Origin of the sequence: Paraglaciecola psychrophila 170, assembly GCF_000347635.1 — a bacterium.
GTDB lineage: Bacteria > Pseudomonadota > Gammaproteobacteria > Enterobacterales > Alteromonadaceae > Paraglaciecola > Paraglaciecola psychrophila.
This window is the reverse complement of the sequence record NC_020514.1, coordinates 5,119,528-5,144,948: the sequence shown is the minus strand read 5'-3', so window position 1 is coordinate 5,144,948 and position 25,421 is coordinate 5,119,528. Positions and strand designations below refer to the sequence as shown.

Annotated in this window: 16 protein-coding genes and 3 pseudogenes; 12 read left to right on the top strand and 7 right to left on the bottom strand. The window is 41.1% G+C overall.

The window, feature by feature from the left end; translation table 11 throughout:
• Positions 1-405 precede the first annotated feature (405 nt).
• The 10 genes and pseudogenes from C427_RS22620 (at position 406) to C427_RS22580 (ending at position 12,647) form a co-directional block, all read left to right on the top strand.
• Positions 406-990, top strand: coding sequence for a PEP-CTERM sorting domain-containing protein (locus C427_RS22620; RefSeq protein WP_007643703.1), 585 nt, complete (start codon positions 406-408; stop codon positions 988-990).
• A 266-nt stretch (positions 991-1,256) separates the two neighbouring features.
• A complete protein-coding gene (locus C427_RS22615) occupies positions 1,257-3,005 on the top strand; it encodes a retention module-containing protein (protein ID WP_015431382.1) in 1,749 nt (582 codons plus the stop codon).
• Positions 3,002-3,154 (top strand): annotated as a pseudogene (locus C427_RS28955) (VCBS domain-containing protein); the annotation flags it as partial. The gene C427_RS22615 and the pseudogene C427_RS28955, both read left to right, overlap by 4 nt.
• A 60-nt stretch (positions 3,155-3,214) precedes the next feature.
• Positions 3,215-4,282: a hypothetical protein gene (locus C427_RS22610; protein WP_409371894.1), complete on the top strand. Its 1,068-nt coding sequence runs from the start codon at positions 3,215-3,217 to the stop codon at positions 4,280-4,282.
• 91 nt (positions 4,283-4,373) lie between these two features.
• Positions 4,374-6,548 carry a type I secretion system permease/ATPase gene (locus C427_RS22605; protein WP_007635767.1) on the top strand — a complete coding sequence of 725 codons (2,175 nt, stop codon included), beginning with the start codon at positions 4,374-4,376 and terminating at the stop codon, positions 6,546-6,548.
• Positions 6,545-7,917: pseudogene (locus tag C427_RS22600) on the top strand (HlyD family type I secretion periplasmic adaptor subunit). Before C427_RS22605 ends, C427_RS22600 begins: the two are co-directional and overlap by 4 nt.
• 40 nt (positions 7,918-7,957) lie before the next feature.
• Positions 7,958-9,361 (top strand): TolC family outer membrane protein, encoded by a 1,404-nt coding sequence (locus C427_RS22595; protein ID WP_007635770.1) that lies wholly within the window; start codon positions 7,958-7,960, stop codon positions 9,359-9,361.
• On the top strand, positions 9,333-9,995 hold the full coding sequence (locus C427_RS22590) for an OmpA family protein (RefSeq protein WP_236613725.1): 663 nt from the start codon (positions 9,333-9,335) through the stop codon (positions 9,993-9,995). The genes C427_RS22595 and C427_RS22590 overlap by 29 nt, the downstream gene beginning before the upstream one ends.
• Before the next feature lie 42 nt (positions 9,996-10,037).
• A complete protein-coding gene (locus C427_RS22585; RefSeq protein WP_034898785.1) occupies positions 10,038-10,718 on the top strand; it encodes a transglutaminase-like cysteine peptidase in 681 nt (226 codons plus the stop codon).
• A gap of 5 nt (positions 10,719-10,723) precedes the next feature.
• Positions 10,724-12,647, top strand: a pseudogene (locus C427_RS22580) (bifunctional diguanylate cyclase/phosphodiesterase).
• 146 nt (positions 12,648-12,793) lie between these two features.
• Here the strand turns inward: C427_RS22580 and pmbA are convergent.
• A complete protein-coding gene (gene pmbA / locus C427_RS22575) occupies positions 12,794-14,119 on the bottom strand; it encodes a metalloprotease PmbA (protein ID WP_007635786.1) in 1,326 nt (441 codons plus the stop codon).
• Between the two features lie 84 nt (positions 14,120-14,203).
• Between pmbA and yjgA the strand changes: the two genes are divergently transcribed.
• Both yjgA and C427_RS22565 read left to right on the top strand, forming a co-directional pair.
• Positions 14,204-14,743, top strand: a complete 540-nt coding sequence (gene yjgA, locus C427_RS22570) for a ribosome biogenesis factor YjgA (protein ID WP_007635788.1) — start codon at positions 14,204-14,206, stop codon at positions 14,741-14,743.
• Positions 14,744-14,748: 5 nt separating this feature from the next.
• Positions 14,749-17,193 carry an Ig-like domain-containing protein gene (locus C427_RS22565; RefSeq protein ID WP_007635790.1) on the top strand — a complete coding sequence of 815 codons (2,445 nt, stop codon included), beginning with the start codon at positions 14,749-14,751 and terminating at the stop codon, positions 17,191-17,193.
• 7 nt (positions 17,194-17,200) lie between these two features.
• On the opposite strand, the gene tldD is transcribed toward C427_RS22565, so the two are convergent.
• From tldD to C427_RS22540, 6 genes are all read right to left on the bottom strand, one after another.
• On the bottom strand, positions 17,201-18,643 hold the full coding sequence (gene tldD, locus C427_RS22560; protein ID WP_007635791.1) for a metalloprotease TldD: 1,443 nt from the start codon (positions 18,641-18,643) through the stop codon (positions 17,201-17,203).
• On the bottom strand, positions 18,636-19,439 hold the full coding sequence (locus tag C427_RS22555) for a carbon-nitrogen hydrolase family protein (RefSeq protein WP_187292436.1): 804 nt from the start codon (positions 19,437-19,439) through the stop codon (positions 18,636-18,638). The genes tldD and C427_RS22555 overlap by 8 nt, the downstream gene beginning before the upstream one ends.
• Positions 19,440-19,467: 28 nt before the next feature.
• Positions 19,468-20,433: a YhdP family phospholipid transporter gene (locus tag C427_RS27980; protein WP_457920590.1), complete on the bottom strand. Its 966-nt coding sequence runs from the start codon at positions 20,431-20,433 to the stop codon at positions 19,468-19,470.
• Between the two features lie 70 nt (positions 20,434-20,503).
• Entirely contained in the window at positions 20,504-23,392 is a 2,889-nt protein-coding gene (locus tag C427_RS22550) for a YhdP family protein (protein ID WP_015431376.1), read from the bottom strand.
• Between the two features lie 4 nt (positions 23,393-23,396).
• Positions 23,397-24,860, bottom strand: coding sequence for a ribonuclease G (gene rng, locus C427_RS22545; protein WP_007635797.1), 1,464 nt, complete (start codon positions 24,858-24,860; stop codon positions 23,397-23,399).
• Positions 24,850-25,419, bottom strand: coding sequence for a Maf family protein (locus C427_RS22540; RefSeq protein ID WP_187292435.1), 570 nt, complete (start codon positions 25,417-25,419; stop codon positions 24,850-24,852). Before C427_RS22540 ends, rng begins: the two co-directional genes overlap by 11 nt.
• Positions 25,420-25,421 lie beyond the last annotated feature (2 nt).

The following is a 25,421-nucleotide window of genomic DNA, read 5'->3' as shown; positions in this document are numbered from 1 at the left end:
CGGAACTCATATTTATCTGTTTCAGTTTATTCTGATTATTGCAGGTGATTTTTCATAGGGAAGATAATCTGGTGGCTCCATACATTGCCCCATAGATGACAAGAAGGGTGTAAATCATCGGGAGTGTTTAATTTTACACCCTAACCTTTCCCCTAAACGCCCCACAAAAACGGTCTAAGCCGCAAAAATTTCAGCAACATAATGTGTCCGATTCTTTTACATATTCAATCTCAAAAATTTTCTATTTTTTTCTTAATCTATTGAATAATATAGATATTTAATTGTTGGTTCGAAAATTGCTAGATGTGTTGGAATTAAGTCGTTAACTTTTTATTGATAAAATAAAAAGTTAAAAATATTCTAATGTTGTACGAAGGTTTCTAGTAGGCCTTTAAGGAGAATTTTATGAGTGGTAGATTTTTTAAAGTGATATGCGCAGCCGTTTTATCAATTGGCTTGATTGGTCAGACTAATGCGGGATTGATTACGGGCTTGGTTCAGGGTCAGATTTATGGAGACACACTTACAACTGATTTGCTGTGGGAATATGTTGGTGAGTTTGATTTAGCGGATGCACCTGATTGGCTCACTAATGGCAATGAAAGCCACACACCTGTTAATGGTCTTGCTGCCGCAGTATTAGCTGAGAATTATCCAGAACTTTTTGGTATACAAATAGCCGTGGCAGCTCTAGGAGGAACAAGTAATATTGACTCGACAGGAAATAGTGTGATTGTAAATCACATGGCTTGGTATTCGAGATATGCAAATTCACTGGTTACATTAGCAGAGGATGTAACTGCTAATAATTCAGGTACGACTTTGTTTGATGATGATGGGGATGTTTCAGCTTTTGTGCTCGATGAAAATATAGGCGCTGGAACGTATGTGAACTATGTTTTTAAGGCGGTTGAAGTGCCTGAACCTTCTACTACAGCAATTTTTGCCTTAGCCCTTTTGGGTTTGGGAGTCCGTAAACTTAAACGTTAATAGTTGATTGGACTATACTTGCATCGTAAGAGTCCAATTTACTCCGCCATTCATAAATATGTATAAGAGGGAATACTTTATTTCGTCTTATAAAGTCAGATAGTATTAAAGATCCATAGGTAATTTAGTTAACCTCAATAGTCATTTTAATCAATTTCAATGCTATGTTAACCACTTATTCACACCAAAATTTGGTTGAGTCCCTGTTATCTCGGAAGCTAACTCGTTTAATTTGTGAATTAAGTCAATTATTAGGAATGTTATCTATGGAAAATTTCACCACCTTAAAAGATACTCAAATAGTCGATGTTAGCGGGCTAGTGCAATCCGCAACGGACCAAAATACAGCATTACAAAAAGGTGACAATCTAGTGGCTGGTAAAGTTTTAATACTTGCCCAAGATAGTGAAGTTACCCTAATTTTTGAGGATGGCACAGAGCAACTAATAACGGGTACACCAGATGAAATCTTGGCCACTAATGACCAAATATCACAACAAGCCTCGACACTAACACCAAGCCAAACCCTTAACGGGGAAACACCCAATAATGTGCAAGGTGATATCGATGCTATTCAGGCATCCATCGAATCTGGTGATGATATAGATCTGCCTGATACAACTGCCGGCGGTTTGACTGGCAATGAAGGTACAGATTTTGTGAGTTTGGACAGACAAGGCAATGAACTTTTAGCCGGTGCCGGTTACGAGACAGCTGAACTGGATAATACTCTTGCGACAATAGAAGATCTTGAGCTGTTTGCACGGGTTACGCAACCTACCCTTACCCAAAGCGATGTTAATGTGGTTGCAGAAGATACGACCGCTAGCGGCAATGTGCTTGATAATGACAGTAATGCGGATGATGTACTCACGATCCAGTCTTATACAGTGGCCGGCGATCCTAATCTTTATTTAAGCGGCCAAACGGCCACCGTTGAAAATGGTAGCTTAACGGTCAATGGCGATGGTAGTTACACTTTTATTCCAGCAGATGACTGGAATGGTGAACTGCCCGTTGTGAATTATCTCACAAATACCAATGCATTAGACACATTAAGCATAAGCGTGACTCCGGTAAATGATGTACCAGTCATCAGGACACAAGATACGTCTGTAACGGAAGATGTTACTGCGACGTCAACGTTAAGTGTGACGGATGCTCTGTCGATGACGATAGACCCAGACCAAGGTGAGGATAGCTTCACGGTTGTGTTTACTGGCCGTACGAACAGTGATGCGCTGGATACGGTTACCACCCCGCTAGGTGCGGTGACGGTAAACAGTAATGGAACTTACACCTTCGTAGTTGATAACTCAGCGGTTCAATACCTGGGTGCGAACGATACGATCACACAGACGTACACAGCGACCAGTGCGGATGGTACTGAAGTAGAGACGTTCACGGTAACGATCAACGGTACGAGTGATATACCGGTCATCAGGACAGCAAATACGTCTGTAACGGAAGATGTTTCTGTTACTGCGACGTCAACGTTAAGTGTGACGGATGCTCTGTCGATGACGATAGACCCAGACCAAGGTGAGGATAGCTTCACGGTTGTGTTTACTGGCCGTACGAACAGTGATGCGCTGGATACGGTTACCACCCCGCTAGGTGCGGTGACGGTAAACAGTAATGGAACTTACACCTTTGTAGTTGATAACTCAGCGGTTCAATACCTGGGTGCGAACGATACGATCACACAGACGTACACAGCGACCAGTGCGGATGGTACTGAAGTAGAGACGTTCACGGTAACGATCAACGGTACGAGTGATATACCGGTCATCAGGACAGCAAATACGTCTGTAACGGAAGATGTTTCTGTTACTGCGACGTCAACGTTAAGTGTGACGGATGCTCTGTCGATGACGATAGACCCAGACCAAGGTGAGGATAGCTTCACGGTTGTGTTTACTGGCCGTACGAACAGTGATGCGCTGGATCGATTACACCCCCGCTTAAGTGCGGTGACGGTAAACAGTAATGGAACTTACTACCTTCGTAGTTGATAACTCAGCGGTTCAATACCTGGGGTGCGAACGATACGATCACACAGACGTACACAGCGACCAGTGCGGATGGTACTGAAGTAGAGACGTTCACGGTAACGATCAACGGTACGAGTGATATACCGGTCATCAGGACAGCAGATACGTCTGTAACGGAAGATGTTGCTGTTACTGCGACGTCAACGTTAGGTGTGACGGATGCTCTGTCGATGACGATAGACCCATACCAAGGTGAGGATAGCTTCACGGTAGTGTTTGATGGCGGTACAACAGTATCACTTACCAAGGGTGAGTTAACGGTCAGCAGCAATGGCGACTATACATTTAAGCCAGTGAGTGGTTTTGAAGGTGGGGTGCCTGAAGTGGTCTATACTGTGTTTGATGGATCCAAATTCGTTGACTCTACCCTAAATATCGACGTTACAAGTGCCCCCGTTGCTAATCCTGATACAAGCTCTGTTAGCTTTCAATTGAGTGACGAGGGTGTGATAAGTCATGACGGGATCGATAGAGGAAACGTAATTAGTCGTGTAACCACGGGAAATAAGTCCGATAGTGGAGATGCTGATGATTTGGAGAAACCTACCATAACACAGATCAAGTTCAAAGATGATGTCTATAAATTTGATAATATCAACATTTCGCACGAGATAGAAACTCATTACGGAACCTTAGTAATTGATAATAAAGGCGATTATTTCTTCGAACAACGTGATGTAAATATAGAGCAACTACCTGCAGAGGATGTTAATTTAGTTTTTGTATACACCATTCAGGATGATGATACAGTGAATCCGGAAACGACGGAGGCGAACCTAACAATAGAAATAAAACTACCAGCATCAGGAAAAATAGCACAAGAGCCCTCCGCCAAAGCTGTCGATCTCGACCTTGATGAAACCGGTGGCACCATAAACACAGGTTTTGATGCAAAAGTCTTGATCAATGCCGATGAAGCCGCTTTTAAATATTCTCCCGACTTAGATGATTTAAGTGATATTTTGACTGTCGGGCACACCGGCGGGCTTGAAACATATTTTGCTGCGATAGGAGAAGATCAAAGTGCTAAGATCGATATTGACTTAGCCATCGCATTTAAGGATTTTCAAGTGGATGACTCTGTTGTACTGGAAAAAGGTAACCCTAACTCCGAAAATGCCTTATTTACCACAGTGACGAATGGGTTTTTAGCTGATGGAGCCATTATAATCAGCGATACTGCTGAAGCGACTAGTGCACCTATTGCTGAATTAGACTCACAAGAATTCTTATTGTAATATTATTACGCTCTCAGTAGTTCATAACACAGTCATATTTTAATTGATTGTGTTATGTTTGATGTGTCTGTTCAAAGGAATCTAAGAATCAGTGCAATCTTCGGCGCAACCCTCTAGCCAGTGGACAATCAACGCTTCGCAGCGCTTAACCTCTGATCCTTTATTAGACTGCTTAGTGTCATTAACCGAGCACTTTGGCGATCCCTGCTCCGCTGAAGCCTTAACCGCGGGGCTACCGGTTACTGCCAGTTATCTGACACCTGAACTGCTACCCCAAGCTGCATCACGGGCTGGACTCAGTGCCAAGCTGGTGCGTAAAGGATTAAACGAGTTACCTTCCATGTTGTTACCCTGCATCTTGATGCTGAAAGATAAGCAGGCTTGTGTATTACAAGAGCTCAATCTAGAAAAAAATAGAGCGATTGTCACTTTGCCTGAAACAGGAGGGGAAGAACACCTAACCATTGAAGAATTGGAATCCAATTTTGTTGGTTATTTATTTCTCATCAAGCAGCAATATCGTGGTGACAGCAATTTTGATGTTTATATTAATGACTCCAAAAAACATTGGTTATGGCAACATTTAAAAGATGCGACTCCTATTTACAGAGACGTAATTATCGCGTCTGTCATGGTGAACTTTTTTGCTTTAGTCTCGCCGCTTTTTGTGATGAATATCTATGACAAAGTGTTGCCAAACTTAGCTTTTGAGTCTTTATGGGTGTTAGCTATTGGCGCAAGTGTGGCTTATATATTTGATTTCATTTTAAAACAATTACGAGGCTATTTGATTGATGTAGCTGGGAAAAAAGTGGATATAGAGGTCTCCTCAAAATTATTCGCTAAAGTGGTGGGTATACCACTGGAAAAGCGGGCGCCTAGTATCGGGGGGATGGCTAAACAAATAACTGAGTTCGATAACGTAAGAGAGTTTTTTTCATCGGCTACTATAACCGCTCTAGTTGATTTACCTTTTGCTCTACTGTTTATGTTTTGTATTTGGCTAGTGGCCGGAGATTTAGCCTTATTTCCAATAGTGGCTTCTTTACTAATTATTGGCTATACGATTTTAAAACAGCCCAAACTGCGTGCCGCTATTGAAGAAAGTAATAAATTTTCAAGTTTACGCCATGGGCACTTGATTGAGTGTTTAGGTGCGTTAGAGTCGATTAAGGCTAATGGTGCCGAAGGTGTGGTACTAAATGCCTGGCAACAAATGATAGGGCATACCTCCAGCTGGCTACTTATGTCTAAAATGATCACTAACTCTGTGATTAACTTTGCTAGTTTTATGGTTCAAATTTCAATTATTGGGGTTGTGGTATTAGGTGTTTACAGAGTCTCAGATAATCTGATTTCTATGGGGGGGATAATCGCAGCTGTCATGTTAACTGGTCGTGCAATTTCACCTGTGGCTAAACTTGCAGGTTTAATGACACGCTCTAGTCAAACAATGAGTGCCTTAAGACAACTTGATAATTTAATGGAGCAAGAGGGGGAGTTTGAAAACAAAGCTCACTTGGCAAGCAGGCCAAAGCTAGTAGGTAATATTTGTGCTGAAAGTGTCAGTTTTACCTACCCGGATACCAAAAATCCAGCTTTGCAAACTATGTCAATTGATATAAAACAAGGTGAAAAAATCGCCATCGTGGGGCGAAACGGCTCGGGCAAAACCACTTTAGCAAAACTATTATTAGGTCTGTATCAGCCTACTGCTGGCAACATCCAATTTGATGGGTTAAATCATAATCAGATACATCCCAGCGATTTACGACGAAATATTGGCTACTTACCTCAGGATATCACTTTATTTCATGGCACCATTCGCGACAATATTTTGTTTGGTACAAGGCAAGTAACTGAATATCAGCTTATCCGTGCGGTTCAACTGTCGGGGGTGAATGCTTTTACTGATCATAACACTCAGGGACTTGATCAACAGGTTGGTGAAAATGGCAGTACTTTATCACGTGGACAGCGCCAATCGATTGCACTAGCTCGGGCTATTTTAAATACACCACAAATATTGTTATTAGATGAACCAACAGCCAGCTTAGATGCTCGCGCTGAACAGCAATTTATCAAATTTATTAGCGCTACAGCAAGGGATCGCACCTTATTGTTAATTACCCACAAAATGGATTTATTATCTTTAGTGGATAGAATAATCGTTCTCGAGAAAGGTAAATTAGTCATGGACGGTCCTAAAGATGTCGTGTTGGAGAAACTCAAAGGTGGTAAGGGCAATCCGGTGGTAAATCTATGAAGGTCAGTCAAAAAGACCTAGAAATGGCTGATAATGTTTATGGTGCCATGTTAACCGAAGTACCTAGCTTGCATCGGTTAATCATATGGTCAATGGCTGGGTTATTGATAAGTTTTATTGTTTGGGCTTACTTTTCTACTCTAGATCAGGTCACCTCTGGCACGGGTAAAGTGATCCCTTCCTCCCAAGTACAAATTATTCAGAGTTTAGACGGTGGGGTCCTGCAAAAATGGTTTGTACAGGAAGGCATGCAAGTGACTAAAGGCCAACCTATAGCGAGGATTGATGACACTAGGTTTCGTTCTGATTTTGCAGAACAAAAACAGGAAGTCGACAGTTTACGAGCAAATATTATTCGTTTAAGAGCTGAATTGTCGAGTATTTTGGTGGGTAACAGTGATGACTGGAAGCTGCAAATTATTATAACAAAACAAGTGCCAATTTACCCCGAAGATCTGAATAAAAGTGCCAAGTTCATGGTCAAAAGCCAACAAGAAGAATATTCAGGTCGACTAGATAATTTAATTAACCAGTTGGCAATCCAAGGTCAACAAATACAGCAACGAGAACAAGAGATAACCGAGCTCGAATCAAAAATCAATACGTTAGAGATCAGTCACCGTCTAGCCAAAAAAGAACTCGCTTTAACCCGACCGCTAGCAGAAAAACTTATAGTATCAAAAATAGAGCTGTTTAAATTAGAACGCAGCGTAAACGATCTTAACGGCGAATTGGACTCAGTGCGTTTACTCTCTCCCCAATTAAAATCTGCGCTACAAGAAGCGGTCTTAAAGCGCCGTGAAAAATATTGTCTTATCGAACTGAGGTAAGAGCCCAACTTAATGAGCTCCAAAATAAACTATCACGTATTAATGAATCTCAGGTTAGTGCCCAAGACAAGGTAACCAAAGCATTAATACTATCCCCTGTGGTTGGTACTATTAAAACTATTTATATAAATACTTTAGGCGGTGTGGTTAAACCAGGAGAAACAATAGCTGAAATTGTACCGACGGAAGATAAATTGATAGTCGAAGCAAATATAAAACCCAGAGATATTGGTTTTATTTACCCTGGGCTACCCGCGGTTGTGAAAATAACTGCATATGATTTTACCAGATACGGTGGATTAACCGGTAAAGTAGAACATATTAGCGCTGACACTACTCAGGACAAAGAAGGAAATAGTTTTTATTTAATCCGGGTACGTACCGATGCTTCGAGTATTAAAAACCATGCCCAGGAAGAAATGCCAATTATCCCAGGAATGATGGCGAATGTAGACGTGATAACAGGTAAACGTACTATATTAGAATATATACTAAATCCGCTTTTGAGGGCTAACGAAGCAGCACTCCGGGAACGATAAAATATAAGTAACTCCACTAAACAACAAACCATGGAATTTTATGAACAAAGGTATATTTACTAGGCACTTGAAGGCAATCATTTGCTCATTATGCTTATCTGCATTGCCTGTTACAGGAGTCTATGCACAAAGTTTAGAGCAGGCAGTGGCACTTGCATTGGACACACACCCTGATATTCGTCAGGCATTCGCCCGTTTCAAATCAAAAGAAGAAGATGTCAATCGCGCCTCGGCTGGGTATTTACCCACGGTCGACATAACGGCTGGTTACGGTTATGAATATACAGATAGTCCAGGCAACCGACGATCTGCTTTGGGTTTTGACGATGGTGCAACAGAGTTGGGACGGGGGGAGTTTGGAGTAAGTTTAAGGCAAATGCTGTTTGACGGTATGTTTACCAGTAGTGAAGTGAAGCGCACTAAATTTGAGGCCAGTGCTGAACAATGGGCATTAATCAGTACTGCTGAAGATTTGGCTCTATCGGTAAGTCAGGCCTATTTAAATTATTTAAAAAACCAGCAACTGGTAACTTTATCTGAAAAAAACGTTGAATCTCACCAAGAAATTTTCAGCCAGATAAAAGAACGTACAGATTCAGGAATGGGCAGTATAGCTGACTTGTCTCAAGTCACTGGTCGCTTAGCCCGTGCTCAGTCTAATTTAATTGCTGCGCGTAACAATTATCAAGATACACGAGCAGAATTTATTAGCTTAACCAATATCACTCCAGACGATTTAGTCATGCCAGTACCCGATGCAGATATGATGCCTAAAAATAATGTCAGTGGATTGATATTTGCCATAGAGCGTCATCCTATTATTAAATCGGCTCGACAGGATATCAGTGCGGCTCGTGCATTTAGTGGTTCAGTGCAAGCTAATTATTATCCAAAATTATCCTTAGAACTAGCTGCAAATGCTGATAATGATGTGGCAGGTGAAAGTGGTTTAAAAAGATTTGAAGCCAATGTTGGCGGCCATCGCAATGATTTAAGCGTAATGTTACGGATGCGCTATAACCTGTATTCAGGTGGCAAGGATGCGGCTCTTGAACGCGGTGCCGCATATAAAATTATTGAAGCACAAGAAATAAACTATCGTGCTCATCGTGAGGTCACAGAAAGTTTTGGTCTAGCGTGGAATGCCTATGAAATGTTGGGATTACAAAAACAATATATTCAACAACACGTGGTTACTTCAAAAGACACCCAAGAAGCTTATCAACAACAGTTTAGTCTGGGACAAAGAAATTTACTGGATTTATTAGATACAGAAAATGAACTCTTTCAGGCGCGCAAAGATTACTTAGATGCCAACTTTGACGAATTGAGTGCTAGGTACAGGTTATTAAATGTAACAGGCCAATTACTTGATTCATTACGGGTGAATCGTTCAGCTAAATGGCAAGGGGAGCATGAATATGATCAAGGAGCAAATCATTAATAAGTTACCGCTAATTAAAGCCCTTCCAGTAATCAAATTATATTTGCTATTATGTGGTCCTATACTGCTAAATGCTTGTGCCGATACTTTCATAGTCAACCTCGAACCAAGTGTCGAACAATTAAATGATTTAAATGACTATGATCGTGATGGCGTTATTGAAGCACGGGAAAAATGTGCAGACACTGTTTTGGGCGCGACCATCGATAATTATGGTTGTGGTACACAAAGTACTTATATCGAACCCCATAAAATCGATATCAAATTTGCTAATAATTCTTACAGCATACCGCCTTCAGCATTGCCTAAAATCCAAGTGCTAGCGAAATTTCTGGAACAAGAACCTGAATTGCGATTACTTATTGAGGGGCATACCAGTATTATCGGATCAGCAGAACTTAATCAAACATTATCAAATAAACGAGCAAAAGCCTTGGTTTCGGTTTTGGTCAATGACTTCAGTATTGCGACTGAGCGTGTTTCGTCTATAGGGTATGGTTTTGATCGCCTGGCTAATTCTGCAGACACTGCTGTAGCCCATGCCATCAATCGCCGTATTATGGCCGAATTAAGCGAAACAGTGAGTGTCGATGACATGATGTGGACAATTTATACTGTTGATCAAGCCCAATGATAATTAGGGAGTAATGTGAGGGCTAGCCGTTTTATAGCAGCAATGTTATCAAAAAATCCAGTTCTCGTATTACTCCTCAGTATGATTTTTCTGTCTGCTATTGCTGATCCTGTAACGAAACTTGAAGGCCCAAAAATAGTCTCGGCATTAGAAGCAAGTTATGGCAAACGTGCGGCGAAACGAGGTACTGCTTGGCTTAATTTGATGCAAGCAAATACCCGTTTATCAGAAAACGATAACCTAGAAAAAGTGAATCAATTTTTCAATACGTTCCACTTTATTGATGATATTAAATTATGGGGTGTCAACAATTATTGGGCTACCCCAGTTGAATTTATTGGCGTGAATGGGGGAGATTGCGAAGACTATTCTATCGCCAAATATTTTACTCTGTTGGAATTGGGCGTCGCAGATGAAAAAATGAGGATCACTATGGTTAAAGCGGTCAACTTAGATCAATATCATATGGTGCTTGCATACTATGCTACGCCTGCTTCTATACCCTTAATATTGGATAATATTGACGGTGTGATCAAACCAGCAAACACACGTAACGATCTCATACCCATATACAGCTTTAACGGCAGTCAGTTATGGCTAAACAAAGACAGGGGACGCAGTGTTGCTTCCGGAGATTCTTCACGTCTTAAGCGTTGGCGTGATTTACGTCAGCGAATAAACACCGCAAGACTCAAACAACCCAAGCTTAAACTGGAGTTTTAAAGAAAATGACCCTATTTCGACAAATAAACTCATTACTATTTGGACTTTTTTTATTTAGTCATGACCAGTTTGGTTTATTTTCAGTTTACTCAAGCGCGTGATTTTATGAGTCAGCAAATGGAGTCTGATCTTAATAACACCATGACATCCTTAGGATTAATGTTACAACCCCATATAGAAACAGGCGATATGGTATCGGCTGAAACCTTGGTGAATGTCATTTTTGAAGGAGGGTTTTATCGCAAAGTCACATTAAAATGGTTAGCCGATGGTAAGGAACAAATATGGGAAAATCCGGTTGTTATTGAAGGTGTTCCAAAATGGCTAATTAATTTAGATATATTTGGGGTGCAAAAAAAGAAAAGTATCATTACCTCTGGGTGGATGCAATTAGCCACACTTGAGGTTGAGGCACACCCAGGTCTGGGTTATCAGCAATTATGGCGAGTTATGAATGATACGATTATGATTTTATCATTGTTGTTTATAATCAGTATTTTTGTACTTAGGTATAGACTAAATTATATTTTAAAGCCGCTGCATGATATCGCCCTGCAGGCCAAAGAGATTGGTCAGCGAAAATTTGGCCAGAGCATTGAGATGCCTAAAACGACTGAATTAAAAGATGTAGTGGGTGCCATCAACTTAATGTCTGGGCAGTTAAAACAAGTTTTTTCTTCATTAGATAAAGAAGTCAGTGAATTAAAAGATGATAAATTGGTGGATCAGGTTTCCCACTTGCCTAATCGTCAATATTTGTCTGCGCAAATTAATAATTGGTTGAATGAGCCCGGATATGGTGGGCTTATTTTAGCTAAATTTGATTGGTTAGAAGACATTCATAGTAAATATGGCTATCAAGGCCGAGATCAAATCATCAAGGTACTGTCTGAAAGAATGCAGACTGAATTACCGGATATTGCTGAGGGTGTGATAGCGAGGATCGCTAATACCGAGTTTGCATTCTTGCTGACCAAAGCTGAACATCATCAAATTGAAACCTACTTACAAACACTGATCCGCATCATTAATCAGGAAATCACTAAGGCAGGTTGTATTGCCAATAGTAAATTCGCCCTCGGTGTTAGCCAGCGAATTGTCAACATGCAGCCTTCTGATTTGTTGTCTCAATCTGACAACGCATTACAACAAGCCCTTAAAGAAGGAAAAATCAGCCATTGGATAGATGCACAACAACCACAAAAATACAGCAGAGAGCAATGGCGAACTAAGCTGGTAGACGCCATTAATAAAAGTCATTTTATGTTCCAATGGCAAGCAGTAAGCGATATGCACTCTGATGATATTATTCAACGTGAGATATATTGTCGCTTGAGGATTGACGATATGGTTGTCAGCGCCTCGGAATTTATGCCTTTTATCGAGTTGTTATCGCTAGGGGGACAACTTGACAGGTGTTTGTTGCAGACCATTGAGCAACAGAATATTTTGGACCTCACTCATCAGCCCGTTGCCATTAATTTAACCCATGATAGCTTGCAGGATCCCGAGTTTGCTCCATGGCTGTCGAGGTTTTTACAACAATCGAAACATGCACCTCAGATGTTGTTTGAAATGCCAGAATCGGCATTGATTCATTCATTTGAACAGTGTCACAAACTGACGGAAATAATCCGCTCAGCGGGTGCAAAAATTGGGGTTGATCAATGTGGTCGTCAAATGGGCTCACTAGATTATTTACAAAAATTACAACCTCACTATATTAAGCTCGACCAGTCTTTTGCATTCTATGAAAAGTTAAATCAAGGCAACGAAATGTGTCGAGCTTTGATCAACATTGCGAAAGGGTCAAACATAGGCGTGATCATTACTGGTATTGAAAATCCGCAACAATTACAGCAGTTTGCAATCCTAAGGGCTGACGGTTATCAAGGTTACATATCGGCACCGGAGGACATTTCAGAATAAAGCAGGTTTTAATGCTGGTGTTTTTACAGCAATTAATACACTTCAATAGCTTTCGGTATGTCTAAAAAAACGACACTTATAGGCGTCTAGGTGTCGTTTTTTTGTTTACAGTTTGTGCTTACAGCAGAGAATGTTGTTTAGAGGCTTTATTCACCGGCTATCTGCATTTTATCAATCAGCACTGAACCTGTTTGTATACTTCCTCGGGTCTCTTGTACTGCGCCTATAGCCACAATATTCATCAACATGTCGGCCAAGTTACCTGCAATGGTAATTTCATGAACAGGATATTGAATCACACCATTTTCTACCCAAAAGCCTGCGGCACCTCTAGAGTAGTCACCGGTAACAATATTAACACCTTGACCCATCAGTTCAGTAACCAACAAACCTGTGCCTAGTTTCGCCAGCATTTCTTTATCGGTGTCACCAGTATGTTGAATAAACCAGTTGTGAATACCACCAGCATGACCTGTGGTTTGCATTTTTAGTTTTCGAGCGGAGTAACTGGTTAATAGATAATGATTGAGTAATCCATTGCTCACTACATCCATATCTTGTGTTTTGACTCCTTCATGATCAAAAGGAGAACTGGCTAATCCCTTCAATATATGTGGGCGTTCAGAAATATTGAGCCAATCTGGTAGTACTTGCTGATTCAATTTATCTAACAAGAAAGAAGATTTCCGATACACATTACCGCCACTAATGGCGCTGATAAAATGTCCAAATAAGCCAGAAGCAATTTCTCGATCAAACAAGACCGGTACCTTACAAGTTTTAACTTTCCTAGCGCCTAATCTGCCCAATGTAAACTGTGCAGCCTCAAGACCTAATTGTTCGGGGCTAGATAGCATGCCGACTTCGCGGCCTACTGAATAGCTATAATCTCGCTGCATATCACCGTCTTGTTCACCAATCACCACACAACTCATGCTGTAACGACTACTGTTATAGCCGGCAATTAGGCCATGGCTATTACCATACACCTTGGTGCCTAAGTTGGCGTTGTAAGATGCGCCATCAGAATTGGTAATACGTGGATCTACGTTTAAGGCACTGGTTTCAGCGGCAATCACCTGCTGTATTGCATATTCAGTGTCTAGCTCTATGGGGTGAAATAAATCCAAATCAGGGAAGTCAAATGCCATCAGTTCTTTTTCAGCTAAACCAGAGCAATCATCCTCACCAGTATGTTTGGCTATTTCAATGGCTTTTTCTACTGTGAGTTTTAAAGCTGCGGGCGACAAATCAGCAGTCGAGGCACTGCCTCTTTTTTTACCATGGTACACCGTGATACCCAAACCGCCATCGTTCGTAAACTCAACGGTTTCTACTTGTTTTAGCCGAGAAGACACTGCAATACCTTCTACTTTAGACATGCTAGCTTCGGCCTGTGTTGCGCCTTTGTCCTTGGCTAATTTTAAAACGTCTTCTACTATGCTTTGTATTTCAGCTAATTGTTGTTGCATAAGGCCTTCATTATTTGGCTACACTATAGTTTATTATTGCTTGGGGGGTTACAATCTGCATAGTGTATCACTAAAGATAATGTCATGGTCGCCCCGAAAAAAAACAAAGATGTTGAAGTTGAATTCGACGTAAGTGCAGAAGACGAACAACTCAGTAAAACCCAAATTAAAGCCCAAATGGTTGCAATGCAAAAGTTAGGGGAGTCTTTGGTTCATCTTGGTCAATCCTCATTGGCCAAGGTTCCTATGGAGGAAGAATTGCTCGATGCAGTGATGCTTGCCCGTAAAATTTTACGCAAAAAAGAAGGTTATCGACGTCAATTGCAGTTGATTGGCAAGATCATGCGTAATACAGATATCGCCGCTATTGAACATGCCTTGAGTAATATTAAATCTGCCCACAAAAAATTAAATGATGCTTTTCATGGAACTGAAATGCTCAGAGATGACATTTTACTGCAAGGTGATAGCAAAATTGAATCGACTATTGTTGATTATCCCTTGCTCGATCGGCAAAGATTGCGACAATATGTGCGTCAGGCTAATAAAGAGCTAGTTGATAATAAACCACCCAAAGCCTCTCGTGAGCTTTTTCAATATCTAAAACAGATTATAAACGGATAATATTTATGTGTTTTCGCCCTCTATTAATTGTTTCTGTGTTGTTATTTTTGGGATCCAGCGGATGTGGAGGTGGGGCGTCTGGTGAAAATGGCAGCGACCCATTTGGTTCTGGAGCAACAACAGAAGCATTTACTATTACGTTAGCGATTCTTGACCAGCAATGTGGAGCTGTATCAGAACCTAGTTTTACCGCTGGTGATACTTTGTGTATTCAGGCGACATTGAGCAATAACGGTGAAAATGTTTCAGGGCAAATTGTCATTTTTGAAACTGGTTTAGGTGCTCTTTCTGCCACTAGTAAATTAACAAATAGTAATGGTGTGGCTGAAGTTACGCTTTCTAGTGATGCGAGTAATGTTGGCGCTTCATCACTCAATGCTTCGTTCGATAGTGTGAACACTGGCGCGAACTATGAGTTTTTGGCCGCATATATTGCTGTTGTGAACCCACCTTCTATTAACGTTGTTATGTTAAAGGGCGGACAGCCATCCGTTCGGTTTAAAGCGGATGAACAAGTGCAATTGCAATCCAGGCTAGTTGACCAAGAGGGTCTTCCAATAGAAGGTGTAATTATCAACTTTGTAACTGGAAAAGGCGTGTTGAATACCAGTGACGCATTAACTGACAGTCAAGGCGTTGCTGAAGTGTCATTATCCACTGAGATTAGCGAACTAGGGGCCGCAGTAGCCACTGCGCAAGCAAGAGTTAATAATGTTGATCTAGTGAGTAGCCTTAATTTCGAAGTTCAGTCTGTGGATGCAATTAGTGATCAGATTATCCGTGTGGGACATTTCACAACCAATGGCGTTTTTGTAGAAAATGTCATTGGTGTAAGTGCTACCAACACTAATGGTGACGCAGAAATTAGTGCGGGAGCGACGCTTGGTTTGTCTATCGCTTTGGTAGATCAAAATGGTCAGCGATTTTTAACCCCATCACCTGTCAGCTTCACATCCACATGTGTTGAGGCGAATAGATCAAGCATAGATTTGCAAGTCAATACGATAAATGGTGTTGCTCAAGTTACCTACGAGGATATTAGTTGTGCTGGTAGCGAAGGAAATGTCGATACAGTTATTGCATCACTCATTTTAGATAATTCTACAGTAACGTTGGCTCGCGGCATCGTTATTCAAGGCGAGTCTATTGGTTCTATTAGTTTTGTTTCTGCACAACCCACGCAGATTGTTTTACAAGGTACTGGCGGTCAAAATAACCAAACCGTCTCTACATTGGTATTTGAGGTGTTGGGAGGCCTGGGTAATCCATTATCCCAGCAACAGGTGAAGTTTTCTCTAAATACTAAAACTGGTGGTTTAACTTTATCTCCAGATAAAGGCATTACTAACTCTCAAGGGCAAGTCAGTACAAGAGTGACCTCTGGTAATGTCCCTACCTCCATCAGAGTGACAGCAGAAGTTATGACAAATTCTGATATTTCTGTGTTGACTCAATCAGATTTGTTATCGGTGAATACGGGGTTGCCTGATCAAAATAGCTTTACTCTTTCTGCAGATAACCTTAACCCTGAAGCCAATAATATTAGCGGGCAAACTGTTAACATTATTGCTCGATTAGCGGATACCTTTAATAATCCAGTACCTGATGGTACATCAATAAGTTTTACTACCGAAGGTGGAATTATTGAACCTAGTTGTACCACAACAAATGCTACTTGTCGTGTTATTTGGACTAGTGCAAACCCAAGAGTTTTAGATCATAGGGTCACCATTCTGGCTACTGCCATAGGTCACGAAACACTTTTCGATGCAAACGGTAATAATAGTTATGAAGATTCAGATGGTGGCCCTATTGTTGATAATACTGACAGTGGTTTCGGGGGCAGTGACTATGGAGTGACTGGCTTTGTTGACTATTCTGAGGCGTGGCGTGATGATAACGAAAACAATAGTAGAGACACCGCCGAGATCTTTTTGGATTATGATGATGACGGGAGTTTTGATGGGGATATTGAAGACCCTGAACGTGTCTTCAATGGACCCCAATGCATACCTGGTAATGCTTGCGGTCAAGGTATAGCGACAAGTTTACACGTGCGCAAGGCCTTGGTATTGGTAATGTCTAGTTCTAATGCTTTGATGGATATAACTGATGCCGGTAACACTATCATTTTTAGTAACTATCAAACGGCTAGTCAGCCTAGTTTAAGTATTGCCAGAGGCAGTAGCTTAAGTTTCAGGTTGCGGTTTTCTGACTCTGCTGTGCAGCCAATAGCCAGCGGTTCAAGAATTGTTATTTCGTCTAGCGCAGGCAGCTTAGCCGGTCAAATAAACACATTAATGCCTAGAACCAATAGAGCGGGAGTGAGAGAAGCTAACTTTACTTTAACCAATGATGTAGATATACCAGTGGACTCCACCCTTACTGCTACTATTACATCGCCTTCTGGGATTGAATCAGCGGTTGTTTTTCAAGTAAAGCTTAATTAATCCTTAATCAAGCAGTACCACCAACCGTCAACTCATCTACTTTAAGGGTGGGTTGACCCACACCTACAGGTAAACTCTGTCCATCTTTCCCGCAAACGCCGACGCCTTTATCTAAGGCTAGGTCATTACCTATCATAGAAATCTTTTGCATGGCTTCAGGGCCATTGCCAATTAACGTTGCACCTTTGATAGGTGTGGTGATTTTACCTTTTTCTATTAGGTAGGCCTCAGATGTAGAAAACACAAATTTGCCTGAGGTGATGTCAACCTGACCACCACCAAAATTAGGTGCGTATATGCCTTTATCTATGGAGGCAATAATCTCTTCAGGAGAATGGTTACCGCCTAACATATAAGTATTGGTCATCCGAGGCATAGGCAAATGCGCATAAGATTCACGTCGGCCATTACCGGTGGGAGCAACACCCATCAAACGCGCGTTAAGTTTGTCTTGCATGTAACCTTTAAGAATACCGTCTTCGATCAATACATTGTGTTGTGTCGGTGTGCCTTCGTCATCAACACTAAGTGAGCCGCGCCTATCGGCTAAAGTACCATCATCTACAACGGTGCAGCCTTTGGATGCGACTTGTTCACCTATACGACCACTGAACGTAGACGCGCCTTTACGGTTGAAGTCACCTTCTAAACCATGGCCTACTGCCTCATGTAACAATACACCTGGCCAACCGCTGCCTAAGACAACTGGCATTTTCCCAGCAGGGGCTGGCACAGCTTGAATATTTACTCTTGCCATATGAATGGCTTCATCAGCAACTTGCTGATAGCGGGGGCGGCCATCGTCATCTGCGACAAAATAATCATAGGCAAATCGTCCACCTGCACCTGAACTACCTCTTTCTCGGCGTCCGTCTTTTTCCATCAACACTGAACAGTTGAAGCGGATAAGTGGGCGAATATCGGTACAAAACGTACCGTCTGTCGCCGCAATTAAGATTTCCTCATAAACACCGCTGATACTGATAACGACTTGGCTAAGTGCGCTTTCTTGTTTGCGAATGTATTCATTTGCAGCCCGTAAGAGTGCTATTTTTTCTTGTTCTTGCATACCCAAAAGTGGGTTGTCAGCATGATATCGGCTGGCAGGGTGACTTTGTTTGAGAGACGCAATTTTATGTTTGCCACCAGAATTTGAAATACTACGAGAGGCTTTAGCCGCTTTCATTAACGCTTCAGGGGAAATTTCATCAGAGTAAGCAAAGCCGGTCTTTTCACCACTTACTGCACGGACCCCTACGCCTCGCTCAATGTTGTAGCTGCCTTCTTTGATTATACCGTCTTCTAGCACCCAAGTTTCATGTTGGCTTGACTGAAAATACAGATCAGCAAAATCATTGTCATGTTGATATATGGTATCTAGTGCTGTCTCTAATTTAGAGCGGTTTAAATTTGATGCATCTAGTAAGTTTTCTTCTACCAAGTTAGACAAGGTGACTCCTGAATTTATTGTGCTGATAAACGGACATTTTAGTGCGGATGTCAGCGAGTAATTGGTGATCAATTTGAGCATGTATCATGCCGGTATCGTGGGGTAACTCAACTAAATTTTCACCCCAAGGAGAGATGATACAGGAGTGACCATAAGTTTGTCTTTTATTCCTATGTTTGCCTGTTTGATTAGCGGCAACGATATAACACTGATTTTCAATTGCTCGAGCGGTTAGTAAAGGATGCCAATGAGCTTGCCCCGTTTGTTGTGTGAAAGCTGCAGGTAATGCTAATACGTCTAGCTGTGCAATCTGGGTCATAGTTGCAAACATGCCAGCAAAACGAATATCGTAACAAACCGCTAAGCCAAGATTACCAAAGGGGGTATGAGTGACAATTAATGTATTACCAGGCTGGGTATAACGGGATTCCAGATAGGTGCCAGTATTATCTGCGACTTGAACATCGAAGAGATGTATTTTTTGATACTCTTCAACAGTCTCCCCATAGTTATTAATCAATAAACAAGATGCCGTAAATTTATTGGCTAATGGGCATAGGATTGGCAAACTGCCCGCAACTAACCAGACATCATATTGTGTAGCAAATTGTTTGAGCTTATGTTGAATTGGACCGAGGTGTAAGTCTTCTGCAATATCCATCATTAGTTTGTCACCACCACCAAAGCAAGCAAAACATTCTGGTAATACCACCAAACAAGGTCTTTGAGTGGGCAATAATTTGAGCTGTTGCTCTACAAATAAAAGATTATCTTCAACCAGAGGTGATGAGTTCATTTGAATTGCGACTATATTTTGGCCGTCATTATCCACTTATTGTTGCCTCAATCGGTACTTGTATATTAAGCGGTATGTCTAATTGTAGATTTATAGATTGGTTTGGTGTTTCTGTTTCATTCTCTATCCTCGTTCTTGCTGGTAACGATATTTCTTTACTATCGCGACCTAACTCTGTCAGTTTTGGGTCGTCTAAGGTGCCAGTGAGTGAAAATTTGATATTAGAAATCACCTTTGCAGAAGTCAGCATTTGATCGAGTGCAAGCGCTGCTAATGCAGTAGCTGGATTAACCATCCATGCCACTATCACTGGCAAGCTGGATGTTACATTTGGAGCGAACTCGATTTGGTAATTGAGTTGCTGGGCGTTTAAGTCAGTATAACCTTGCATGGTGATTTCGCCTGCCCCTCCATCTACTAATGTATCTCGGGTATAAGCGATGCCATTTTCTAATTGAAAGCTGCCATTAATCTTGTCGTAGAAAAATCCTTTAGCAAATATGTCTCTAAAATCAAGTTGCAATTTACGGACCAAAGAGTCAAGGCTAAGCAGGCTGAATATACGTGATCCTTGGTCGCTTACTTCAGTTAAATAACCGTCTGTTAAACGCCAGTCTATTTCGCCATTAAGTGTGTCGAAGTTGAATTCGTAGGGGGCGCGCTTCCAGCTTAAGTCGAATGTAGAACTGGCTTTTGAATCTTTGATCCCTGAATCTAATTTAAGCTCTTTGAGGAAGGCTCCAAAATCTGAACTGCTAAACTCCCCCTTTAAACGCGTACTACTTTGACCATTGGCTAAAAACCAGTCTCCCGAGCCGTAAAATAAACCATGTGCATTATTTAAACGAACTTGGTTTATCTTCATGCCTGAGGCAGACCGAGATAAGTCAAAATCAATTTTTCCTAAGTCGTTATCCAAAAATCGACAGCGGCTACAAGAAAAACTGATTGGCGGCAAAGTATCAACGTTGGCAGCAAATTCAATAGGCGCGATAGAGTATGTTTCATCATTAGTAGATTGAGTGCCCTTCCATTCTGTAAATTCAATAAAATCAGCATTAATATCAACACCTTTTTTTCAACCATTCCTTGTAAAGTGTTAATTCCATCCGTGTTTCTTTTGCATTGATATCAAAAAGCCAGCTATCACTGGTATTTTTAGCTACCATTTCTAATCCAGTCAGCCTTTGTGACGCGATCAAAGCATTGTCTGCGTGGATAAAAATACGTTTAGGTGCCTCGAGTAATGGTTTTTCGTTGTTATCTGGAAGGTTATTAATAAGAGTATTAATAACCTGATACCACGGTCTAACATCTAGCTCTGACAGACTAGCAGAAATACTGAAACCTAAACCCATGCCCATCAAATCGGATTGACCAATGGCTAAATGTGCTCGAGAAAACTGCATATCTTGATGGGGTAAATTACCATTAAATTCGACGTCTTCTCCCAATGTGATTCGAATTGAAGAGGCTTGCTGATTACCTTCACTGGTGACTATAAGCGGCAAGGATTGTAATGGGGTTTTGGCAAACGGTACGGGTAAGTCTGAATTTAGTTGAGTGAGCTCACTGAATATTTTTGCTGAGTATTGGTAACCTTGTGTGGGCAGCGTCAGGGCAATATCTGCTGTCCAGTTACTATTTCCAGATAGATATTTTGTTAAGTCTTCAGAAAAGGATTCAAGTAAAGGTGTAACCTGCCAATCACCTTTAATATTAATATCTGTTTGATAACCTTTGTACTGCTGAGCACCAGTAAAATTTAAATCTATAGGTTGCTTTAACAATTGCGCCTTAAGTCCGTTTGCTGTGATTTTATTGTTGATAAAACTCACCGTGCCATTTGTTTGCTCTAATAAAACATCTAAGTTAGGCAGCTCGACTTGATTTTCAACTAATAATACTTTGCCTTTTGCCACCAAATCATCACCAGACAGGGGTATATACAAGTTTAATTGGGTTTTTAAGGGCCCACTGACTTTTACCTGTTGCAACGTTTTACCTAATGTATCGGCAAGGCTACTTTGTAGCATTAAATCAGTCACTTGCTGGCCATTAGCTTGGGCATTTGCATCAATATTCAAAATAGCATTGGCAGCCAATTCTGGAATTTTTGCTGATAATTCAGTTAGCTTTACATCTAATAATTGCCCTTTTTGACTGGTCATGGTCAAGCTTTTATTCTCGAACAGTAAATTGACATCAAAATTTGTCAGAGCAGGCCATTGTGGTGCAAACTTTAATTGACCATCAGTTACTTGTAGTTGGGCTTGGAAAACGCCTTGGTTTTGCTCAAAAGGAAAGGCGTTGACCGCGCCATGCCATATTACCTGGGCACTTCCTATTTGCCCTTGCTGTAAAGAGTCGATAAGGTAATTTTTAGTATTGACGCCCATAAGCACTGTCGGATAAAGCAGTGGCAACTGCGTAACGTCAATGACTTCAATTGAAGTTGAAAAAGATAAATAATTGTCTTTACTGCCATAAGAAACGTTGGGGCGAAGGCTAATGAGTTCGCTTTTAAATAAGGTGTTTTCAACTATAATAGTGGCGTTTTGTTCAGAAGTTTGAATAAATAAATCAGCATAAAAACGCTGGTAATCAATATTCTTTGGTAACAACTTATTGATCGATAGTTGCCCTGATTTGCCTTTTAATTTTAAGCGCCCATTACCGTTAAACCAATTCAGTTCGGTTGCCAAGCCAGCCATACCGGGAATGAACTTTGTCTGTTGCCACTGCAGATCGCTTATGGAAGCTTTAACCGCCATATCACCGCTTAACGAACGATGAATATCTAATGAGTTTAATGTTGCTTTTGGTTGCAAAGATTCAAGTGACTCAATCTGATTGGGATCCATCGCCAAGCCTAACATGGGTAATACAGCCGCTAATTTTAGCGGTTGCTTGTGTTGCAAAGTGAATGCGCCAGTTTGGTCAATTTTACCTAACCAGTTTGTTACCAGCACATTGTCATTTATTTGCATGGTCAAATTATTGAGATTAAATAGCCATTCATTATTCATAGGACTGGCATTGATTTGGCCACCCAACACGGCAGCTTTAATGTTATTTTCTGGACTACTACTTTCTAAATTTTGCCACTCAAAGCGACTATTAGATAAATCGAGTTGTACAGACTGTATCGATTTATCTTTTATGGCGGCCCACATAACAAAACTACTTCGACTCTCCACTAACTTGTTTTTGCTGGGTATCCATTGTTCAACCCAAGGAGATAAGTCAACTTCTTCTCCTTTTGCAAAAAAAGTGCCGTGGAGTTTTTCTTGGTTGCCATATAAGTCGAGAATAAAAGAGGTAGAGTTTTTAGCGATTTCTTCTATTTGCAGTTGGCCTACACCTTGGTGATGTTCTTCCTTATTAACCCAAGACACCTGATCAATCAGTACTACTTGCTGTTGATTGTTTCTAGTGTTGATAATAATTTTGCTTTGACTAATAGAAAACAGCTGTAATTGTTGTAAAAATAACTTTTCTAATGCTTCTACTATAGGGTATTGGGTTTCTTCTTCATCCAAAGAAGCAATATCAATGCTCAATTCCATTTCGCGTAAATCAAACTTATTGGATTGAATTTGTCTGGCTCGGACAGATTGCCAAAAATCTACTTCGATGGCTGTTTCGGCAATGGTCAAGGTGATCGGTGACTGCGTGCTTTGAATTAACCGTATGTTGCGTAATATTATTGCTGGGCCCACACCATGCCATTTTGCACTAATTTCACCAATTTTTAACTCCGCTCCGACTTGCCCTGATAACCATTGTTCTAAATGATGTTTTTGATCGTTCATATAGGGCAGTGAATAACGAACTAGACTGAGCGTCACCGCAACCACCACCAAGCTTAAAGCAACCAAGGCCCAGAGTTTTTTAATTAAGTAAGCGGCATAAAATGATGCACTTTTAGTTTTGGTATTCAGGTTATTCATTCAGTTACATCATGACAACATCGAATTTGTCTTGGTTATATAAAAGTTCAGTATGAACTTTAATCTGCTTAGTGACGAATATTTCCAGCTCAGCCAGCATATGCGACTCTTCTCCAAGCAAAGCGTCCGCAACGGCTGGCGACGCGTAGACTACAAATTTATCTGCGTCGTAGGCACGATTGACTCGGACTATTTCGCGCATAATTTCAAAACACACCGTTTCTACGGTTTTTATCGAACCGCGACCTTTGCATACTGGGCATTCACCGCATAGCACATGCTCTAAACTTTCTCGGGTTCTTTTTCGAGTCATTTCAATCAGGCCAAGCACAGTAAAACCATGGATATTGATTTTGGCTCTATCTTTGTTGGTGGCAATTTCCAGACTGTGCATGACCCTTCTTTTGTGATCTTCTACTGTCATATCAATAAAATCGATTAGGATCATGCCACCCAGGTTGCGTAATCTGAGTTGACGGGCAATGGCTAAAGTGGCCTCAATATTGGTATTGAAAATAGTTTCTTCTAAATTACGATGACCTACAAACGCGCCAGTATTGATATCGATGGTGGTCATGGCTTCAGTCTGGTCGATGATCAGATAACCGCCAGACTTTAAATCTACTCGCCTTTCTAATGAGCGTTGGCATTCATTTTCTACATCGTATAAATCAAAAATAGGCCTTTCGCCGGGGTAATATTCTAAAAGTTTATGTAATTCAGGTACATACTCTTTGGTAAACTGCTGTAATTCTTGTAAAGACAGCTTTGAATCAATTCTAATACGATCTAACTGAGTACCTACAAAATCTCTTAAAACGCGACGCGCGAGGGGTAAGTCTTCATATAAAATATGAGATTTGTTTTTCATCCTAGATCGAATTTTTTGCCACAAACGTTTTAGAAAATCAGCGTCTTGAGTCAACTCTTGCTCTTTTATGCCTTCGGCTGCAGTGCGTAAAATAAAGCCTCCGTCTTCGCTACAAAAGCCTTGGACTAAGGATTTGAGGCGCTCTCTTTCTGCTTCATCTTCAATTCGTTGAGACACGCCAACGTGCTCCACGCTTGGCATAAATACCAGATAACGGGATGGGATAGTAATATCGGTTGTAAGTCTTGCGCCTTTGGTGCCAATTTGGTCTTTAACCACTTGAACCACAATGTTTTGACCATCTCTTACTAGCTCGCGGATATCTCGCTTTTCGATCTGGTTAGATGAAACTTCTTCTTCCGCTTCATTATGAACAGCGATGTCTGAGGCGTGTAAAAATGCGGCCTTATCTAATCCGATGTCCACGAACGCGGCTTGCATGCCGGGCAACACACGGCTCACTTTTCCACGGTAAATATTGCCAACCAAACCAAGCTTTGTATGCCGTTCTATATGGATTTCTTGGAGGATCCCATTTTCAATCAAGGCTACACGTGACTCAGAAGGGGTAACATTGATTAATAGTTCAGCACTCATTAATGATCCCGAATTCAGTTAATAACAGTCTTGTTTGGTATAACGGCAACCCTACAACTGCGCTGTAACTGCCGTTAATATGTTTCACAAATTGTCCGCCTAGGCCCTGTATGCCATAACTTCCTGCTTTATCTTGAGGCTCACCCGTTTTCCAATACCATGCTATTTGCTGTGGGCTTAGAGGCCCAAAACAGACTTGAGTTTCAACGACTACGGTTTTTTGTTGTTTGTAGTTAGTGATAGTGACGGCTGTTAATACTTGGTGGGTGTTATCGGACAGCAAACTCAACATACGCAACGCGTCAGTTTTGTTTTTTGGTTTACCTAATATATTGCCATCTGCTACCACTATGGTGTCTAAGCCCAGCACTAATTTTTTGGCCCCTGCTCTTTTGTAACCTAAACTAGACTTTTCTTGCGCCATTCTTCGAACGTAGTTGTCAGGGGTTTCATGGCTCAACACGGCTTCGTCAATATCCACTGGGTATTGACTAAATGGTATGCCTATTTGTTTCAGTAATTCAGCTCTGCGAGGAGACTGTGAAGCTAGAAGTAACATCA

Bases quoted from the DNA above. Each gene is read 5' to 3' on its own strand.
- C427_RS22620 (WP_007643703.1), top strand. From the start codon at position 406: ATGAGTGGTAGATTTTTTAAAGTGATATGCGCAGCCGTTTTATCAATT.
- C427_RS22615 (WP_015431382.1), top strand. From the start codon at position 1,257: ATGGAAAATTTCACCACCTTAAAAGATACTCAAATAGTCGATGTTAGC.
- C427_RS22610 (WP_409371894.1), top strand. From the start codon at position 3,215: ATGACGATAGACCCATACCAAGGTGAGGATAGCTTCACGGTAGTGTTT.
- C427_RS22595 (WP_007635770.1), top strand. From the start codon at position 7,958: ATGAACAAAGGTATATTTACTAGGCACTTGAAGGCAATCATTTGCTCA.
- C427_RS22590 (WP_236613725.1), top strand. From the start codon at position 9,333: ATGAATATGATCAAGGAGCAAATCATTAATAAGTTACCGCTAATTAAA.
- C427_RS22585 (WP_034898785.1), top strand. From the start codon at position 10,038: ATGTTATCAAAAAATCCAGTTCTCGTATTACTCCTCAGTATGATTTTT.
- pmbA (WP_007635786.1), bottom strand. From the start codon at position 14,119: ATGCAACAACAATTAGCTGAAATACAAAGCATAGTAGAAGACGTTTTA.
- yjgA (WP_007635788.1), top strand. From the start codon at position 14,204: ATGGTCGCCCCGAAAAAAAACAAAGATGTTGAAGTTGAATTCGACGTA.
- C427_RS22565 (WP_007635790.1), top strand. From the start codon at position 14,749: ATGTGTTTTCGCCCTCTATTAATTGTTTCTGTGTTGTTATTTTTGGGA.
- C427_RS22555 (WP_187292436.1), bottom strand. From the start codon at position 19,439: ATGAACTCATCACCTCTGGTTGAAGATAATCTTTTATTTGTAGAGCAA.
- C427_RS22550 (WP_015431376.1), bottom strand. From the start codon at position 23,392: ATGAATAACCTGAATACCAAAACTAAAAGTGCATCATTTTATGCCGCT.
- rng (WP_007635797.1), bottom strand. From the start codon at position 24,860: ATGAGTGCTGAACTATTAATCAATGTTACCCCTTCTGAGTCACGTGTA.
- C427_RS22540 (WP_187292435.1), bottom strand. From the start codon at position 25,419: ATGTTACTTCTAGCTTCACAGTCTCCTCGCAGAGCTGAATTACTGAAA.